The sequence below is a fragment of the Cupriavidus sp. GW822-FHT02D05 genome, from assembly GCF_058802485.1.
Map to the genome: position 1 here is coordinate 81,446 of NZ_JBXAOE010000003.1, position 17,968 is coordinate 99,413.

Consider the following 17,968-nt stretch of genomic DNA (forward strand, 5'->3'; position numbering starts at 1 on the left):
ACCCCGGCATTCGCCGGAGCCCCCAAGGCACGCGCGCCTGGCGCCATGGGCAAAACTGCTGCCTGCCGGCGGACTGGACACGAGCCGCTGCAATCTGGCGGCTGTCTGGTGTGGGGCGGGAGGTCGAACAAACTCACCCGAACGAGACGTGCTTTTCGAATGAACCCGCAACTACCCTGGATTCTACCGGAACCGCATCGCACGGACATCCGCTTTTTCCCTCAGTTTGACGCTAAGCAACACGGATTGTTCCATAAGGTGGCCTAAACGCCCCGTGAACGTTCAGGATGCCGATGCGCCGGGGACGCCCGGCAAATTGATAAGTGCCTCTTGTACTTCTTTCACGGGCCCACCATGGCCGTCGACTTCCACTTTCCCCAGCACTCGCACCTCTCGCTGCGGATACGGGATCGAGATGCCATGCTCCTTGAACTTCCGCCATATCGCGCGGTTCATCGCTGATTGCACGCCCAGCTTACCATTCTGAGGATCGGCGATATAGCCGGCAAGCTCGTATTCGATGCCATTGTCGCCGAACAACACCAGAAATGCCGACGGACCCGGCTGTGGCATCAAGCGCGGGATATCCTGGGCGGCCTCTACGAGCAGGGCGAGCACCACTTCGGGGTCCGCCGCGTAATCGGCCTGCACACGTGTCGCCACGCGCACATGGGTATTGGAGAATGAATGGTTCTGCACCGCCTGCGCCACCAGTTGCTCGTTCGGCACCAGGGTTTCGCCATCGCCGTTGCGCACCACGGTGTACCGCGTCCGGATCTGCGAAACGATCCCCGTGTACTTGTCGACTGTGATCTGGTCGCCCAGCTTGACCGAGCGGTCCAGCAGGATGATGAATCCGGAGATGTAGTTGCTGGCGATCTTTTGCAAGCCCAGCCCCAGGCCAACGCCCAGCGCGCCGCCGAACACGGACAGCACGGTGAGGTCGATGCCGACCAGCGACAGGCTCAGCAACAGGGACACGAGCAGCAGCAGCGCCTTTGAAATCCGGCTCAGAACCACCTTCAGGTTGCTGTCCAGCCCGGTCGACCGCATCAGGCGCTCTTCCAGCCATGAGCCGAACCACATCGCCACCAGCACGGTGACCAGGATCCAGACGATGGCCACCAGCGTGTCCGCCAGGCTGATCTTCTGCTTGCCGCCCAGCGAAAAGCGGACGTCGTCCATCCATTGCACCACATCCCACAGCAAACCCAGCACATAAAGCGCCATCGCCGCCCAAACCAGGGTCGTCAGCACTTTTTCGACCAGTAGCAGCATGCCCTGCAACTGGCCATTGCCCGACATAACCCGGCGCAGGATGTAGAAGGCGAAATACAGGAAGGTAATGCCCGAAAGGGGTACCAATGCGAGCCGTAGCACGCTGATGGACATCATCGGCTCCAGCCCGAAGCGCGCACCCATCACCAGCAGCCAGCCGAACAACGGGAACATGGCGCGTTCCAGGCTGGCGGCGGCGAAACGCAGGGAGAAGCTGGATCCGGCGTAGCGGGCTTCGAGGCGCTTGACGATCAACCTGGCCAATGGCCAGGCCACCGCCAGGCAAGCGGCAAGCACCGCCAACTGCCAGATGAAGCCAGGGCCACCCGCGTCGCGGATCAGATCATCGAGCATCTTGCCAAAGGCCGGATGCGCAACATGGAGTTCGTTCAGGGAAATGGGGTTCATGCTCTGCCGTGGCTGGCAGGGTCCATCCGGTCAGGATCGGCGGCCCCTGGCAAGGTAAGCGGGACACTGCATGACGTTTCTGCATGCCCCGCGGCCAAAAAGTCAGCCATTCTAGCCGCCCTGCTCCGCACGGCGCAGGATTGGCGCCGGGCTTGCCGGGCAAGCGGGCCTATACGCCGAGGCCGAGCACGGTCAGCCGCAGGTCCGCCCCGGGATGCAAGGGGCCGCATAGCAGGTCGACGCAATAGTCGATCACCCGCGCCCGCCCGGGCGGGTTCAGCATGCCGTGGTCCAGGCCATCGATGGTCTCGATCTGTAACTGCGAGAAGCCGGCGAGGCCGGCCAGCGTCGGCCCGAAGAACCGCGCCAGTTCGAAAGGCCCGGGATCGTCCGGGCCGAACAGCAGGCGCAGGGCCGTGCCGCGTGCGTCGAGCGACTGGAGCAAGCCCTCGATCTCCCGCTGCTCGTGCACGGCAGGCTTGGGCAGGACCGATGCCGCGTTGATGCCAGGCACGCCCTCTTCTGCCGTGGGTGCGCTGCGGCCATGGATCAGCCACCGGGGCCGGGTGAAGGTCTCCCGGCGCAACAAGCGCTGCAGGTTGACCAGCACGGCGCCCACCAGGCCCGGGTGCGCGCCAGCGGCGTGCAGACTCACATTGGCGCCGTAGCTCACGCCGAAGGCCACCACCTCGCGATGACCGTGGGCAAGCAGCCAGTCGCAAGCGGCGACGGCATCGCGGTACCCCTCCGGATCGGCCGGCACCCCGGCGATGGCCTGCGCGCCAACGGAAGCATCCCCGATGCCCCGCACATCGATGCGAAACGAGGCAACACCGCGTGCCGCCAGCCGGCGCGCCAGCATGACCCCGCAACGGCCAGCACCGACGTGATGCGTGCCGCCGGAGTTGTTGATCAGCACAGCCGGCCGCTCGATGCGCGGCCCGAGCGGCTCGCACAACATGCCGAACAGGCCCTGGCCAAAGCGCACCGGCATTTCCACCCACTCGCCGGCGCGCAGGCACGAAGCAGTCCCTGCCGCCATCGCGCGGCCGCCCGGGGCTGGCTCGCCAACTGGCGCCGCTGACCCCAGATCGGCAATCCAGCCGGCCACCTCCGCGAAGGTCGCATCCGGTGGCGTGCCATGCAACGGATCCTGCAGCCAGTCGATCAGGTCAGGGAAAGGCACCACCCGCACCTGCGCGCCCAGCGTGCCGTAGTGGCGCGCCAGCGGGGCCATCTGAGGCTCACCGCCCGCGATCAGGATTTGCGGGGCGGGGGCGCAAGGCGCATTGAGCAGGTCGATGCCGCCAAGGCCATCGATCGCGGCATCGGTGAAATGGATGCCCAGGATGTCCATGCCCGATTGCTGGCCAGCACCAGGCGCCGGCCCCGGCTCCGGCTCCACAGCGCGGCAAGCAAGCGAGCGCCAGGTCTGCGCGATCATCTTCATCTCCCGCACCAGCATCCTGCCGCTCGCCACGGGCGCAAGCAGCACCAGCGCATCGACGCGCCGCCCGGCCACGCCGCGCCCGGCGGCCAGTGCCGCCAGCGAGGCGCCCCCGCGCACGCCCAGCAGCACGAGCTCCCGGGCACCGGACAAGCGCCTGAGCAACTTGCCAGCGGCATCGATCCCGGCAAGCCAGGCGTCGACACAGGACGCACCCGGCACGTCGGCATGTTCGAGGTCGGCGGAGTCACCGGTGCCGGGATAGTCGAACCTGAGCACGGACACGCCCTGGGCCGCGAGCCGCTCCGCCAGCCGCGCCAGGCCGGCATGCGTCCACAGGGCTTCATGCCCGATCGCATTGCACAGCAGCACCGCGCGCTGACCCTGGGCCGGGTGGTACCAGCCAAAACATCCGTCGAAATGCAGCGGCGTCATGGCGCAAACGCCTTGCGGCTCGCCTGCCGTGCGCCCCCAGCACCAACGGCCAGGTACTCGCAGCGCGCCTGCAACTGGCCGCGATCGATCTTGCCGTTCACGTTCACGGGAAGGCCCTCGAGGCAGACAATGCGATCCGGCTGCGCGTAGACCGGCAGGCTCTGCCTGCACGCCTGCCGGATCCGCGCCATGCGCGCACCGAGTTCGCCCAGCGAGGCGTCGCCCGATGCCTGCACAAAGGCGACCAGCCCCATCGGCTTGCCGGCGCTATCCAGTGGCCACGCCAGCACGGCGCACTGCGCGCTGCCGCTGGCAGCCTGCACCACCTGCTCGATCTCCTGCAATTCCACGCGGTTGCCGCGAATCTTCACCTGCATGTCGATGCGGCCGTGATAGAGCAAGCCGTCGGGGGATTCGGCCACAGCATCGCCGGTGCGGTACCAACGGCTGCACGCCCGCTCGGGATAGGCGCGGGTAAAGAAGCGCTGCGCGTCGAGCGGGTTGGCACCGAGATAGCCCTTGGCAAGCTGCGCGCCGCCGATCAGCAGTTCACCCTGCGCGCCGGGCGGCACCGGCGCAAGCGCATCGTCGACGACCATCAGCTCGACGCCGGGATATGGCTTTCCGAGCGGCACCGCAGGGCGCGACGCATCGGCAAGAAACGCATCGCTCAGCTCGAAGGTGAGCATGATCACCGTCGCCTCGGTGGGTCCATACCCGTTGACGATGCGGGTGTTCGGCGCCGCCCGCGACCACGCCCGCGCCAGCGTCTTGGGCAAGGCCTCGCCCCCCATCAAGGTCATTCGTACGCTGGGAAACGCGCAGGGCGTGAGCTTGCGAAACTGCTGCATCAGCGCCAGCACGGAGGGCACGCTGGCCCAATGGGTAATCCTGTGCTCCTGGATAAAACCGTCCAGGTAAAGCGGGTCTTGGAGCGCGGGCACATAAAGGCAGCCCCCGTTTGCCCAGCAGACGTGCATGTCGTGCACCGAGAAATCGAAGGTGAGATCGGCGAACTGGCTGAAGCGCGCACCGGGCTCGCATGGAAAGCGCTGCATCTGCGCGCTGACATAAGCCACGGCGCTGGCATGCGGGATCATCACGCCCTTGGGCGGCCCGCTGGTGCCGGAGGTGAAGATCAGGTAGGCAAGGTCGTCTCCCGAGACGACGGCAAGCTGGCCAGGCGGGTCATGCACGAAAGGCGCGGGCGGCAGCGGGGCGAAGCGCGCGCTGCCGCCCGGACATCCGGTTGCCGGCAACGACTCCGGATCCAGCATGACGATGTGCAAATCCGGGGGCAACAACGGCATCAACGCCTCAAGCTGCGGTGCGCATGCACGATCGACCAGCATCACCCGCGCGCCCGAGCGCCCGACGATGGCGGCGTTGCGTGCCGACGGGAATCTGGGGTGCAACGGCACATAGGCCATGCCCGCCGCAAGCACGCCGAGCAGGCCGGCGTACGCTGAGACGCTGCGGTGCGCAAACAGGACGCAGTTGCGGCTCCCGCCCCCTGCATACGCCGCCAGCGCACCACTCACGCAGCACGCGCGTGCGCGCAGTTGCTCGTAAGTGTAAAAGCGTCCGTCGACCCACAAGGCGTGGTCGCCGGGCTGCCGTGCAGCCGTATCGAAGAAGAATGAATGCAACATCCCGCCTCCCAACCGAGCGCGCCGCCCCCGTTGCGGGACCGGCGCGTTCTGAAACCCCGCCCGAAAGTTGTGCCGGCGCCGACCCACCCTGCACGGTCGCGCGCCGTTGTACTTGCCTGGCGCACGTTGTCTTGCCAACTTAGGCTGCATTGCCCAACAAGACAAGTTGCACTGCCTTAAATGTATTGAACTTAAGATCTTTTTCCATTCGTGCGAATGGGGGATGCGAATGGAGGCGGACTGCGCTCTACGATGGCGGCCTTCACGTAGCCGGGAGCGGGTATGCGCCGGCCAGCCTCGCGCTTGCAGCATGCATGGCCGGTTTCCCCGCGCCGACGCGCGCCACAAAGGATGAGGAGCCGCCCAGAAGGCTTAGTCCATCAAGACCTGCGTATCGACACACACCGGACACACTGGCGGCGTGCGTGCAGGCAGAGCGGCGCAGGCGCATTGCGTGACGGCAGGGGCTCGTGGATGGAAAAAGAAAGGGAGAAAGAGATAACGGGAAAGGCGGCTGGGGCCGAACGGCCCCGGCGCGAAAAAGCCGCCAGTCGGCCGGCACCACGGGGATGCTTCCCCGGCGCAGCCGCCTGACGGATCCGGCGTTAGCTGACGCGCTCCAGCACGGCGGCGAAGAAGCCGTCGGTCTGGTGCAGGTGCGGGTAAAGCGCCAGCATCTCGGCATCTTCCGGCAAGCCGGGCACCGTGATCTTTTGCTCGGCCAGCACTTGTGCGGCGGGCACCAGGCGGAAGGCCGGGTGCGAGGCCAGGAAACCGCGCACGATGCCTTCGTTCTCGGCCTCCAGCACGCTGCAGGTTGCGTAGACCACGCGTCCGCCCACCTTCACCAAGCGTGCGGCGGATTCGAGAATGGCCGCCTGCTTGACGGTCAGCTCCAGCACCGATTGCGGCGACTGGCGCCACTTCAGGTCCGGATTGCGCCGCAGCGTGCCCAGGCCGCTGCAAGGCGCATCCACCAGCACGCGGTCGATCTTGCCAGCCAGGCGCTTGATCTTGGCGTCGTGCTCGGAGTCGATCAGCACGGGGTGCACGTTGGACAACCCGCTGCGCGCCAGGCGCGGCTTGAGGTTGGACAGGCGCTTCTCGGACACGTCGAATGCGTAGAGGCGGCCGGTGGAGCGCATCAGCGCACCCAGGGCGAGCGTCTTGCCGCCCGCGCCCGCGCAGAAATCGACCACCATCTCGCCGCGCTTGGGCGCGACCAGGTTGCACAGCAGCTGGCTGCCTTCATCCTGCACTTCGACCAGGCCGTTGACGAACAGCGGCAGCTGGTTGAGCGCCGGCTTGCCGGCCAGGCGGATGCCGGACGGCGCCATCGGCGTCAACTCGGCCTTCAGCCCCGCGGCGGTCAGTTCGGCCAGCGCGGCCTCCTGCGTGGTCTTGACCAGGTTGGCGCGCAGGTCCAGCGGCGCCGGGCGCAGCCAGGCATCGCCCAGCGCTTCGACAAAGGCTTCGTCGTGGCGCGCGGCCAGTTGGTCGAACAGCCATTCGGGCAGGTTGGCGCGCACGCGCGGCGCCAGGCTGGAGCGCTCGATCGTGGTCAGGCGATCGAGCCATTCGCCCTCTTCCGGCAGCAAGAACGGCGTCAGTACGTCGCGGCCCAGCGTGGCGGCCAGGCCCAGCAGAGCCAGGCGGCGCTGCGAAGCACCCGTGCCGCTGGCGGCGAACTGCGCAAACTCCACGCGGCGGCGCAGCACGGCAAACACGGCTTCGGCGATGATGCCGCGCTCGCGATGGCCCAGCTTGGGGTTTTCGCGGAAGTAGTAGCTCACCACCACGTCGGACGGGCGCGTGAACATCAGCACCTTGCCCAGCAGGCGGTCGATATGCTGGATATGGACGGCATGCAGCCCGCCATGCGGCCCGCGGCCTTGCTGCGGGGCCTGGCCGTCGTTCGCATCGCGCGAGCGCGACAGGCGGATGGGCGTGCCCTTGTGGTCTTTGTTCTTGTTGCGGACGGGCTGGCGGGCCCCTGCGGTATTGCGGCTCATGACTGCACCTCCGTAGCGGCAGCAAAGGCCGTAAACAGCTGGGATTCGGGTGGTTCGACCCGGACTACGCCGGCATGCACTTGCAGCCGGTCTTCGACAAACCAGCGCACAGCGCGCGGGTAGATAACGTGTTCGCACGGCAACAGGCGCGTGGCCAGGCTCTCGGGCGTGTCGTCCGGCAGCACGTCAAGCGCAGCCTGGACGATAACCGGGCCGTGATCGAGCTCGGGCGTGACGAAATGCACGCTGGCGCCGTGGACCTTGACGCCGGCCTCAATGGCTTGCCGGTGCGTATGCAGCCCCGGAAAGCACGGCAGCAGCGACGGATGGATATTCAGCATGCGCCCGGCGTACTTGTCGACGAAGCCCGGCGTCAGGATGCGCATGAAACCGGCCAGGACCACCAGGTCCGGCGCGAAAGCGTCGATGGCAGCGGCGAGCGCGGCGTCAAAAGTGGCGCGATCATCATATAGCGTGTGGTCCACCACGCCGGTAGCCACGCCGTGGTCGGCGGCAAATTTCAGACCTTCGGCGTCTGGCCGGTTGGACAAGACCGCCGCTACGCGCGCCGGCCAGCCTTCGGCGGCGCAGGCGCTGACGATGGCTTCCATGTTGGAGCCTCGCCCGGAAATCAGGATAACGATATTTTTCATCGCGCAATTCTACCAAGCCGGGGCCAGTACACGACCAAAGCGAGCGCATTAGGCACTTAAAACACGCGAAACCCTCGCCGCAGCGCCATTTCGCATGGCCTATACGCAACGTGAACTCGCGTCCGATGGATTGTGACGCCTCGCCCGCTCTGCTAGAGTGGCTGCTATCGTCCACGCGCAGTCCGTTAACACGGCTTCAAGTGACAACAAGGACGAACTGGGAAATTAGACGGGAAATCGCATGTCGAACGCTGCACCGACCTTGTTGGTGGTCGATGATCATCCTATGGCCTTGTCTGGCACTACCGCGTTTTTGGCGGAAGTGATGCCCGACGTTGCCGTCCATGCTGCCGGAAGCGCCAAAGAAGCGTTGAATACCTTGCAGCAAGGACTCAGGCCTGACATCGTGCTGCTGGATATCTGGCTGACCGATGGTACCGGCTTCGACGCCATGCAGGCGCTCAAGACACTGGTACCTTCCGCTCGCTTTATTTTTATGTCGGCCGAGGCCACGCCTGAAATCGTGGGCCGCGCGCGCGCGCTCGCCGCCTGTGGCTTCGTCGGCAAGCACCTGGACGCCAACGCATTCACCGCCGCCGTGCGCAAGGTGCTGGCAGGCGACACCTCCTTCCCGTCGGACGAAGCGCTCAATGGCCGTGCTCAATCCTTCGGGCCGGCGCACGGCATTCCGGTCACGCCGGCGGAACTTGGCCTGACCCCGCGCCAGGGCTCGGTGCTGGCGCTGGTGCTGGAGGGCCTGCCCAACAAGGTCATCGCGCGGCGGCTCGGCCTGACGGAAAACACCGTCAAGGAACACGTCTCGGCCATCCTGCAGCGGCTCGGCGTGCGCACCCGCATGCAGGTCATGTCGCGCATGGAGCGATTCCGCCTGCGCCAGTAACGCGCGCTGGCGACGCCAGCTGCTCACTCTGATTGGGCAGGCGGCAAAAAAATGGGCCAGCGCGTCATGCGCCGGCCCATTTTTTATGCCTTCGCCGCTCAGGCGGGCCGCAGCCAGCGCCGCAGCAACAGTCTCAGTGCAGCCGGGTCGACCGGCTTGGGCAGCACGAAGTAGCCTGCCTCCTCGGCAGCTGCCAGCGCGGCGGATTTCAGGTCGCCCGACAAGAGCGCGCTGCGCGCCTGCGGCTGCGTGTTCTGCCAGCGCTCCAGCAGGTCCAGTCCGTTTTCGCTGCCAGGCAGGCGCAGGTCGCAGAAGATGATGTCCGGCTTGAGTCCCTGGAGGAACAGGCGGTCGGCATCCGCACCGTGCGCGGCGCAGGCAACCTGGATGCCCCACGCCTCCATTAGCGCAATCCATGCCTTGCGGATCTGGGTGTCGTCGTCGACCACCAGCACGGTGCCGCGCAGGTGGTCGGGCTTGGCATCCTCGGCCTGCGCGTTGGCCCGCACGGTACGGATGGTCGCCACGGTCTCGGCCGCCACCGGCGCCAGCGAGAACCAGAACACCGATCCCCGGCCGGGCACGGAGCGCACGCCGTAGGTACCGCGCATCAGCCGCACGCATTCCTTGAAGATCGCCAGCCCGAGCCCCAGGCCCTGGGACGGGTCGCGCTGCGGGTTGTGCACCTGGTAATACGGCGAGAAGATGTCCGGCAGATGCTCGGGCGTAATCCCGGCCCCGGTGTCCCACACCTCCACGCGGATATGCTTGCGGCGCTCGCGCGCGGTCACCAGCACGCCGCCGCGCCGGGTATAGCGCAGGGCGTTCTGCACAAGGTTGAACAGCGCGCGGCGCAGCAGCACCGGCTCAGCCATGGCGTACAGCTCTTCGGGCACGCGCGGGGTCAGGGTCAGGCCGCTTTCTCGCGCGTCGGCGGCGAATTGGCTCATGACCTCGCTGATCAGGTGGCTGAGCTCGCACGGCTCCAGCGTGGGCAGCACCTTGCGGCCCTCGAGCTTGGACAGGTCCAGCAGCGAGCGGAACAGCAGGTCGATGGTCTGGGTGCCGGCGGCCACCTGCTCGACCAGCGGATGGAGCGAGGATGATTTGTTGCGGGCGCGCAGCGCCTCCACCAGCATCACCAGCGCGTGCACCGGCTGGCGCAGGTCATGGCTTGCGGCGGCCAGGAAGCGCGACTTTTCCTCGCTGGCATGCAGCGCCCTCTCCTTCTCCTCCTGGAATTGCTTGGCCAGCCTGCGGCTGTCGCTTTCCAGCTGGATGGCCCGCACCAGCGTGCGCTGCAGGTTCAGCGCATGGCGCGTGAGCATGATGGCGTAGACCACCAGCAGCAATTGCACATAAGTGCCATGGCCCGGGAAAGCGTACTCGGCCAGCAGGATATTGGGTACCAGGATCGGGATACCGGCGTAGACCAGGTTGGAGGGCACCGGCGACTGCGCGGTAACGCCGCCCGCCAGCACGCCAAGCGCCAGCAGGTACAGCACGCTGGAAAAGACGGTGGAGCCGGTATAGAGATGCAGCAGCGCGGAGCTGCCCCAGGTCAGGCCGGTCAGGAAGGCCATCGCGCGCATATTGGCCCACCATTTGCGCGTGTGCGCAGAGCGGCTCATGGTGGCGCAATCGCGCAGGTAGCCGAAGTAGAACCAGCTGGTGGCCGCGGTCAACACCAGCATGACGCCGCACCAGCCCACCAGGGCACTATGGTCGGCGGCCGACCAGAAGGCGATCGCGGTCAAAGCCGGAAGCACCACCGAGGCGACGATGGCGGTGGGGGAGACGCGATGGATGGTCGCCAGCAGCTTGGCCCGCGTTTCGGTATCGAGCGGAGGCCCTGGCGGCGGCAGGATTCGGTTTAGCAGCGCGTTCAAAGGAGGGCTGGGGGGCAGCGAGTGCGATCCGCCGTATCATGCCGCCTTTTGGGGCGCAACGCCACGGCGATGGGTCGATCCGTGCACAAAAACGCCAGTCCGGGCATGCCGGCCACCGCCGCCAGGCCAAACTTGTCCACCATTCGCCTTATAATGCTCGCTTTACCCAAACGCTTGTTGCCGTCCTCGTGAAAGTCTTCCGTGGCCTGCCCAACGCCGAAAGCCGGGCGCCTTGCGCCCTCACCATCGGCAATTTTGACGGTGTGCACCGCGGCCACCAGTCGCTGCTCGCCCGCGCGCGCGCCGCGGCGGATGCACGCGGGCTACCGCTATGCGTGATGACATTCGAGCCGCATCCGCGCGAATTCTTCACGCCGGAAAAGGCGCCAACGCGCATTGCGCTGCTGCGCGACAAGCTGGAAAGCCTGCGCCGCAACGGTGTCGACCGTGTCGTCGTTGAGCACTTCAACGCACACTTCGCCGCGCAGTCCCCGCAAGCATTCGTCGAGAACGTGCTCTGGCACGGCTTGCACACGCGCTGGCTGCTGGTCGGCGACGACTTCCGCTTTGGTGCCAGGCGCGCCGGCGATTTCGCCTATCTGCAACAGGCCGGCGCACAATTCGGCTTCGACGTGGAGCAGATGGGCTCGGTCTCCGAAGGCGGCGTACGCATCTCCAGTTCCGCCGTGCGGCAGGCGCTGGGCGATGGTGATCTCGAACACGCGCGCCGCCTGCTTGGCCATGGCTATGCCATCAGCGGGCATGTGGTGCACGGCCGCAAACTCGGGCGCGACCTGGGCTTCCCCACCATCAACCTGCGTATTTCCCACAAGCGGCCGGCAGTCAGCGGCATCTTCGTGGTGCAGGTACACGGGCTGGCGGAGCACGCCATACCGGGCGTGGCCAGCATCGGCGTGCGCCCGACCATCGAAGATGCCGGCCGGGTGCTGCTGGAAGTGCACCTGTTCGACTTCAGTCAGAACGTCTACGGCAAGCTGGTGCGGGTCGAGTTCATGAAGAAGCTGCGCGACGAAGCCCGTTTCGATGGCCTGGAGGCGCTGACCGCCGCCATTGCCAAGGACAGCGCGGACGCGCGCGCCTTCTTCGGCCTGACCGTGCCTGGCTCGCCCGAGGGCACGCCCCCGGCCGCGGGCAGCCGTGACTTCGCCACCTCCGCCACCGACCGAATTAGCTAGCGCCCCGTTCCCGCGCGGCGGGACCCGGGTCGCTACCCCAACCCGAAGCCAGCCCGCGGCACCCTCCGCAGCCGGTCCACGCCGTACCGCGCGCCCGCACCCAGCCGAGCTAGTGCCGCGCGCCAACCGAATTGCCCCGAGAATCGACATGTCCAACGACAAACGCGCCAAGCCCGAAAAAAGCAAGTACCCGGTCAACCTGCTCGAGACGCCCTTCCCGATGCGCGGCGACCTGCCCAAGCGCGAGCCGCTGTGGGTCAAGCAATGGCAGGACAAGCAGCTCTACAAGAAGATCCGGGCCGCTCGCAAGGGCGCCAAGAAGTTCATCCTGCACGACGGCCCCCCGTACGCCAACGGTGACATCCACATCGGCCATGCGGTCAACAAGGTCCTCAAGGACATGATCGTCAAGGCGCGCGGCCTGACCGGGCTGGACGCCGTCTATGTGCCGGGCTGGGACTGCCACGGCATGCCGATCGAGATCCAGATCGAAAAGCAGTTCGGCAAGGGCCTGCCGGTGCAGGAAGTGCAATCGCGCGCCCGAACCTATGCCACCGAGCAGATCGCCCGCCAGAAGCTGGACTTCGAGCGCCTGGGCGTGCTGGGTGACTGGGAACATCCCTACCTGACCATGAACTACAGCAACGAAGCCGACGAGCTGCGCGCGCTGAGCAAAATCATGGAAAAGGGCTACGTGTTCCGCGGCCTGAAGCCAGTGAACTGGTGCTTCGACTGCGGCTCGGCGCTGGCCGAGGCCGAGGTCGAGTACAAGGACAAGACCGATCTGTCCATCGACGTGGGCTTCCCCTTCGCCGAGACCGACAAGCTGGCCCATGCCTTCAAGCTGCCGGCCGAGCAGCTCGCCGCCAAGCCGGGCTGGGTCGTGATCTGGACCACCACGCCGTGGACCATCCCGTCCAACCAGGCGCTGAACATGCATCCGGAAGTCGAGTACGCGCTGGTCGATACCGCGCGCGGCTTCCTGATCCTGGCCACCGAGCGCGTCGAAGAGCAGCTCAAGGTCTACGAGCTGGAAGGCAAGGTGCTGGCCACCACCACCGGCGCAGCGCTGTCGGAGATCCGCTTCCACCACCCGCTGTCCAAGATGGACGCGGGCTACGACCGCCTGTCGCCGATCTACCTGGGCGACTACGTCACCACCGATACCGGCACCGGCATCGTGCACTCGGCGCCGGCCTACGGCGTGGAGGATTTCCAGTCGTGCAAGGCGCACGGCATGAACGACAAGGACATCATCAGCCCGGTCATGGGCGACGGCGTCTATGCCAGTACGCTGCCGCTGTTCGGCGGCCAGAAGATCTGGGACGCCAACCCCAAGATCGTCGAAGTGCTGAAGGCCTCGGGCAACCTGTTCAATTCGCACAAGTACACCCATAGCTACATGCACTGCTGGCGCCACAAGACGCCGATCATCTACCGCGCCACCTCGCAGTGGTTCGCGGGCATGGACGTGGATCCGGTCAATGAGGACGGCACCAACGGCCCGACCCTGCGCGAAACGGCGCTGGCCGGCATCGAGGCAACCGAGTTCTACCCGGCGTGGGGCAAGCAGCGCCTGCACAACATGATCGCCAACCGGCCCGACTGGACCCTGTCGCGCCAGCGCCAGTGGGGCGTGCCGATGGCCTTCTTCCTGCACAAGGAAACCGGCGCACTGCACCCGCGCACGCCGGAGCTGCTCGAGGCAATCGCCAAGCGCGTGGAAGTGCACGGCATCGAGGCCTGGCAGACGCTCGACCCCAAGGAACTACTGGGCGAAGAAGCCGCCATGTACGAGAAGAACCGCGACACGCTCGACGTCTGGTTCGACTCCGGCACCACGCACTGGACCGTGATCCGCGGCTCCCACCGCGAAGACCTGTACGACGCATCGGCCGACCTGCCCGACGGCCGCCTGGCTGACCTGTACCTGGAAGGCTCGGACCAGCATCGCGGCTGGTTCCATTCGTCGCTGCTGACCGCCTCGATGCTGTATGGCAAGCCGCCCTACAAGGCGCTGCTGACCCACGGCTTCACGGTGGACGGCGAAGGCCGCAAGATGTCGAAGTCGGTCGGCAACACGGTGTCGCCGCAGGACGTGTCGAACAAGATGGGCGCCGAGATCATCCGCCTGTGGGTGGCCTCGACCGACTACTCCGGCGAGCTGTCGATCTCCGACGAAATCCTGAAGCGCGTGGTGGAAGGCTATCGCCGCATCCGCAACACACTGCGCTTCCTGCTGGCCAACCTGGCCGACTACGACCACGCGCAGCACGCGCTGCCGGCGTCGGAATGGCTGGAAATCGACCGCTACGCCGTCGCCCTGACCGGGCGCCTGCAACAGGAAATCCTGTCGCACTACGACGGCTACGAGTTCCACCCGGTGGTCGCCAAGCTGCAGACCTTCTGCTCGGAAGACCTGGGCGGCTTCTACCTGGACGTGCTGAAGGACCGCCTCTACACCACCGCGGCCAACTCGAAGGAACGCCGCGCCGCGCAGAACGCCGTGTACCACATCACCCAGGCGATGCTGCACTGGATGGCACCGTTCCTGTCGTTCACGGCGGAGGAGGCCTGGCAGATCTTCGGCCATGGCACCGAGCACACCGACACCATCTTCACCAGCACCTACTACGACGTGCCGGCGATCGACCAGGCCGACGACCTGCTGCAGAAGTGGCATGTGATCCGCGAAGCCCGCGCCGAAGTCACCAAGCAGCTCGAAGCGGTGCGCGTGGACGGCGAGATCGGTTCCTCGCTGCAAGCCGAAGTCACCATCCAGGCCGGTGGCCCCGTGCTGGCCGCGCTGCAGAGCCTGTCCGACGACCTGCGCTTCGTGCTGCTGACCTCCGCCGCCAAGGTAGCCCCGGCGCCGGAAGCCGGCGACCTGCTGGTCACCGTGACGCCGTCGGTGCACGCCAAGTGCGAGCGCTGCTGGCACTACCGTGCCGACGTCGGCCGCGACCCGGCCCACCCCACCCTTTGCGGCCGCTGTGACAGCAACCTGTTCGGCGCCGGTGAACACAGGAGCCACGCCTGATGGCCGCCACCACCACGCGCACCGCGCGCGGCACCAAACGCGCCAGCAGCAAGGGCACCAAGGGCACCAAGGGCAGCAACACTACCCCGCTACTGTGGATGGCGTTCGCCCTGCTGGTGATCGTGCTGGACCAGTTCTTCAAGATCGTCATCGTGCGGACCTTCGCCTATGGCGAATCCCGTCCGGTGACGCACTTCTTCAACTTGGTGCTGGTCTATAACAAGGGCGCCGCCTTCAGCTTCCTGGCGGATGCCGGCGGCTGGCAGCGCTGGTTCTTCACCGGCCTTGGCGTGGTGGTGGGGCTGTTCATCGTCTGGATGCTGTACCGCCATACCGGCCAACGCCTGTTCTGCTTCGCGATCTCGCTGATCCTTGGCGGCGCCATCGGCAATGTGGTGGACCGCGTGGTGTACGGCCACGTGGTCGACTTCCTCGACTTCTATGTGCGCAACTACCACTGGCCGGCCTTCAACGTGGCGGACTGCGCCATCACGGTGGGCGCTGTGCTGCTGATCGTGGACGAACTGCGCCGCGTTCGCCGGCACTGAGGCCACAACGGCACGCCAACCGCGCCCGCATCATGCGGGCGTTTTTCATGGTGCTGCCTGACTGGCAGGATGGCGGCGCGCAAGGCGCACCGGCAGCACCGCCAACGCGCGCGCGGGCAAGCCGGTATTATTGACGTTTCTCCGGCACGGGGGGCGGCAAGCGCTGCCGCCTGCCGCGACAACCGGACAACCACTTCAAGCGAAGAGCATATCCATGGATCTGCGAGGCAAGCATCTCGTCCTTGGCCTGACCGGCGGCATCGCCTGCTATAAATCGGCCGAACTGGTCCGGCTGCTGACCAAGGCCGGCGCCACCGTGCAGGTGGTCATGACCGAAGGCGCCACCCAGTTCATCACGCCGGTGACCATGCAGGCACTCTCCGGGCGCACGGTCTTCACCTCCCAATGGGACGCGCGCGTGGGCAACAACATGGCCCATATCGATCTCTCGCGCGAAGCCGACGCCATCTTGGTCGCGCCCGCCTCCACCGACTTCCTCGCCAAGCTGACGCACGGCCTGTGCGACGACCTGCTGACCACCCTGTGCATCGCCCGCAACTGTCCGTTGCTGGTGGCACCGGCGATGAACCTGCAGATGTGGCAGGCCCCCGCCACCCAGCGCAACGCCGCGCAGTTGCGCAAGGACGGCGTAACCCTGCTGGGCCCCGGCAGCGGCGACCAAGCGTGCGGCGAAGTCGGTGACGGCCGCATGCTGGAACCATCGGAATTGCTTGCCGACATCATCGCGTTCTTCCAGCCCAAGCCGCTGGCCGGGCGGCGCGTGGTCATCACGGCCGGGCCTACCTTTGAAGCCATCGACCCGGTGCGCGGCATTACCAACCGTTCCTCGGGCAAGATGGGCTTTGCCATCGCGCGCGCGGCCCGCGAGGCCGGCGCCGACGTAGTGCTGGTGGCCGGCCCGACGGGCCAGCCCACGCCGCGCGGCGTGGCCCGCACCGACGTGGAAAGCGCGCAGCAGATGCACGATGCGGTGATGGCGGGCTTGCCAGGCGCCGATGTGTTTATCGCGGTTGCGGCCGTGGCCGACTGGCGGCCCGCCGAAGTCGCCAGCCAGAAGCTGAAGAAGGCCAACGATAGCGACACGCCGACGCTGCACTTCGTGCAGAACCCCGACATCCTCGCTGCCGTGGCCGCAAAGCCGAACGCGCCCTATTGCGTGGGCTTTGCCGCCGAGAGCGAAAACCTCGAGCAATATGGCGAGCAAAAACGCCAGCGCAAGAACGTGCCGCTGCTGGTGGGCAATATCGGCCACCACACTTTCGGCATGGACGACAACGAGATCGTGCTGTTCGATGCCCAAGGCATGACCCGCCTGCCGCGCGCCGACAAGCTGACGCTGGCGCGCGACCTGGTCGCGGCCATCGCCCAGCGCCTGCCCGCGCGCCGTTGAATCCGCGCGCCCAGCCCCCGAACATCACCCGGCCCGACCCTCGACATGTCCGCAAGCAAACCCAAACTGCGCCTCTCGGTGCTCGACCAGAGCCCGGTCATCGCCGGCCATAACGCGCGCGATGCGCTGGCCGCCACCGTGGAGCTGGCGCAGGCCGCCGACGCGCTGGGCTACACCCGCTACTGGTGCGCCGAGCACCACGGGCTGCGCGGCGTGTGCAATCCGGCGCCGGAAGTCATGCTGGCGCGCCTGGGCAGCGTAACCAAGCGCATCCGGCTGGGCTCGGGCGGCGTCATGCTGCCTTACTACAGCCCCTTCAAGGTGGCGGAGCAGTTCCGCATGCTGGAGGCCCTGTTCCCGGGCCGCATCGATCTTGGCGTGGGGCGCGCGCCGGGCGGCGACATGCGGACCGCGCAGGCGGTGGCCATGGGCCAGTACAACCGGGGCGACCAGTTCGAGGAGCAGGTGCGGGACCTGTCCTGGCTGTTCCGTGGCGAGATGCCGCCCGGCCATATCGCCGAGGGCGTGGTGCTGCAGCCCGAGATCGATACGCGGCCGCAGCTGTGGGTGCTGGGATCCAGCGACTTCGGCGGCGCCCTGGCGGCGCGCCTGGGGCTGCGCTTTGCCTTTGCCCACTTTATCAATCCGCATGCGGGACACGCTGTCGCGCAGCAGTACCGCCGCGATTTCGAAGCGGGCTATGACGCGCAGCCTTATAGCGCGGCGGCGATCTTCGTGATCTGTGCCGACACCGAGGCCGAGGCGGCGGAGCTGGAGCGTGCCGTGGACCTGCGCCGGCTGCAGATGGCCTATGGCGTCAACGCGCCGATCCCCTCGCTCGCGCAGGCCGCGCAGCACGAGCTCAGCGAGCGCGACCGGCTGATCGTCGAGCGCGAGCGCCCCCGCACCATCTGCGGCACGCCTGAGCAGGTGGCGCAGCGCATGCTGGCCCTGCGCGAGCGCTTCCTTGCCGACGAACTGGTGGTGCTGAGCGTGGCCGCCAGCTACGCGGCGCGGCTGCGCACCTACGAACTGCTGGCGCAGGCGTTCGACCTTTCGGGCGACTAAGGGCGACTAAGGGCCACTAAGGGAGGCTAG

The 17,968-nt window shown here is 66.8% G+C and carries 12 protein-coding genes; 6 read left to right on the top strand and 6 right to left on the bottom strand.

Annotation, left to right across the window (positions count from 1 at the left end):
• Nucleotides 1–282: 282 nt before the first annotated feature.
• From AC1RQK_RS05180 to purN, 5 genes are all read right to left on the bottom strand, one after another.
• Nucleotides 283–1,686 carry a mechanosensitive ion channel family protein gene (locus tag AC1RQK_RS05180; RefSeq protein WP_492807930.1) on the bottom strand — a complete coding sequence of 468 codons (1,404 nt, stop codon included), beginning with the start codon at nt 1,684–1,686 and terminating at the stop codon, nt 283–285.
• Between the two features lie 169 nt (nt 1,687–1,855).
• Complete coding sequence (locus tag AC1RQK_RS05185) at nt 1,856–3,568, bottom strand: serine aminopeptidase domain-containing protein (RefSeq protein ID WP_492807931.1); 1,713 nt, start codon at nt 3,566–3,568, stop codon at nt 1,856–1,858.
• The gene (locus tag AC1RQK_RS05190; protein ID WP_492807932.1) at nt 3,565–5,220 is read right to left on the bottom strand and encodes an amino acid adenylation domain-containing protein; all 1,656 of its coding nucleotides are present in this window, start codon (nt 5,218–5,220) and stop codon (nt 3,565–3,567) included. Before AC1RQK_RS05190 ends, AC1RQK_RS05185 begins: the two co-directional genes overlap by 4 nt.
• A gap of 605 nt (nt 5,221–5,825) precedes the next feature.
• The gene (locus AC1RQK_RS05195) at nt 5,826–7,232 is read right to left on the bottom strand and encodes an RsmB/NOP family class I SAM-dependent RNA methyltransferase (protein WP_043349297.1); all 1,407 of its coding nucleotides are present in this window, start codon (nt 7,230–7,232) and stop codon (nt 5,826–5,828) included.
• Nucleotides 7,229–7,885 (bottom strand): phosphoribosylglycinamide formyltransferase, encoded by a 657-nt coding sequence (purN, locus tag AC1RQK_RS05200; protein WP_492373090.1) that lies wholly within the window; start codon nt 7,883–7,885, stop codon nt 7,229–7,231. The genes AC1RQK_RS05195 and purN overlap by 4 nt, the downstream gene beginning before the upstream one ends.
• A gap of 241 nt (nt 7,886–8,126) precedes the next feature.
• Here purN and AC1RQK_RS05205 point away from each other — a divergent pair, with 241 nt between their 5' ends.
• On the top strand, nt 8,127–8,786 hold the full coding sequence (locus tag AC1RQK_RS05205) for a response regulator (protein ID WP_043349302.1): 660 nt from the start codon (nt 8,127–8,129) through the stop codon (nt 8,784–8,786).
• Nucleotides 8,787–8,884: 98 nt separating this feature from the next.
• Here AC1RQK_RS05205 and AC1RQK_RS05210 read toward each other — a convergent pair whose 3' ends face one another.
• Nucleotides 8,885–10,675, bottom strand: coding sequence for a hybrid sensor histidine kinase/response regulator (locus AC1RQK_RS05210; RefSeq protein ID WP_309405990.1), 1,791 nt, complete (start codon nt 10,673–10,675; stop codon nt 8,885–8,887).
• A gap of 188 nt (nt 10,676–10,863) precedes the next feature.
• Between AC1RQK_RS05210 and AC1RQK_RS05215 the strand changes: the two genes are divergently transcribed.
• The 5 genes from AC1RQK_RS05215 (at nt 10,864) to AC1RQK_RS05235 (ending at nt 17,938) form a co-directional block, all read left to right on the top strand.
• Nucleotides 10,864–11,871: a bifunctional riboflavin kinase/FAD synthetase gene (locus AC1RQK_RS05215; protein ID WP_492373091.1), complete on the top strand. Its 1,008-nt coding sequence runs from the start codon at nt 10,864–10,866 to the stop codon at nt 11,869–11,871.
• A gap of 148 nt (nt 11,872–12,019) precedes the next feature.
• Nucleotides 12,020–14,911: an isoleucine--tRNA ligase gene (gene ileS / locus AC1RQK_RS05220; RefSeq protein ID WP_492373092.1), complete on the top strand. Its 2,892-nt coding sequence runs from the start codon at nt 12,020–12,022 to the stop codon at nt 14,909–14,911.
• A complete protein-coding gene (gene lspA / locus AC1RQK_RS05225) occupies nt 14,911–15,459 on the top strand; it encodes a signal peptidase II (protein WP_492807935.1) in 549 nt (182 codons plus the stop codon). The genes ileS and lspA overlap by 1 nt, the downstream gene beginning before the upstream one ends.
• A 214-nt stretch (nt 15,460–15,673) precedes the next feature.
• Complete coding sequence (gene coaBC, locus AC1RQK_RS05230) at nt 15,674–16,870, top strand: bifunctional phosphopantothenoylcysteine decarboxylase/phosphopantothenate--cysteine ligase CoaBC (protein WP_492807937.1); 1,197 nt, start codon at nt 15,674–15,676, stop codon at nt 16,868–16,870.
• Nucleotides 16,871–16,915: 45 nt separating this feature from the next.
• On the top strand, nt 16,916–17,938 hold the full coding sequence (locus AC1RQK_RS05235) for an LLM class flavin-dependent oxidoreductase (protein WP_492807939.1): 1,023 nt from the start codon (nt 16,916–16,918) through the stop codon (nt 17,936–17,938).
• The last annotated feature ends 30 nt before the right edge of the window (nt 17,939–17,968 follow it).

What these genes read in the sequence shown, in the direction of transcription:
- AC1RQK_RS05180 (WP_492807930.1), bottom strand. Translation starts at nt 1,686, where the DNA reads ATGAACCCCATTTCCCTGAACGAACTCCATGTTGCGCATCCGGCCTTT.
- AC1RQK_RS05185 (WP_492807931.1), bottom strand. Translation starts at nt 3,568, where the DNA reads ATGACGCCGCTGCATTTCGACGGATGTTTTGGCTGGTACCACCCGGCC.
- AC1RQK_RS05190 (WP_492807932.1), bottom strand. Translation starts at nt 5,220, where the DNA reads ATGTTGCATTCATTCTTCTTCGATACGGCTGCACGGCAGCCCGGCGAC.
- AC1RQK_RS05195 (WP_043349297.1), bottom strand. Translation starts at nt 7,232, where the DNA reads ATGAGCCGCAATACCGCAGGGGCCCGCCAGCCCGTCCGCAACAAGAAC.
- purN (WP_492373090.1), bottom strand. Translation starts at nt 7,885, where the DNA reads ATGAAAAATATCGTTATCCTGATTTCCGGGCGAGGCTCCAACATGGAA.
- AC1RQK_RS05205 (WP_043349302.1), top strand. Translation starts at nt 8,127, where the DNA reads ATGTCGAACGCTGCACCGACCTTGTTGGTGGTCGATGATCATCCTATG.
- ileS (WP_492373092.1), top strand. Translation starts at nt 12,020, where the DNA reads ATGTCCAACGACAAACGCGCCAAGCCCGAAAAAAGCAAGTACCCGGTC.
- lspA (WP_492807935.1), top strand. Translation starts at nt 14,911, where the DNA reads ATGGCCGCCACCACCACGCGCACCGCGCGCGGCACCAAACGCGCCAGC.
- coaBC (WP_492807937.1), top strand. Translation starts at nt 15,674, where the DNA reads ATGGATCTGCGAGGCAAGCATCTCGTCCTTGGCCTGACCGGCGGCATC.
- AC1RQK_RS05235 (WP_492807939.1), top strand. Translation starts at nt 16,916, where the DNA reads ATGTCCGCAAGCAAACCCAAACTGCGCCTCTCGGTGCTCGACCAGAGC.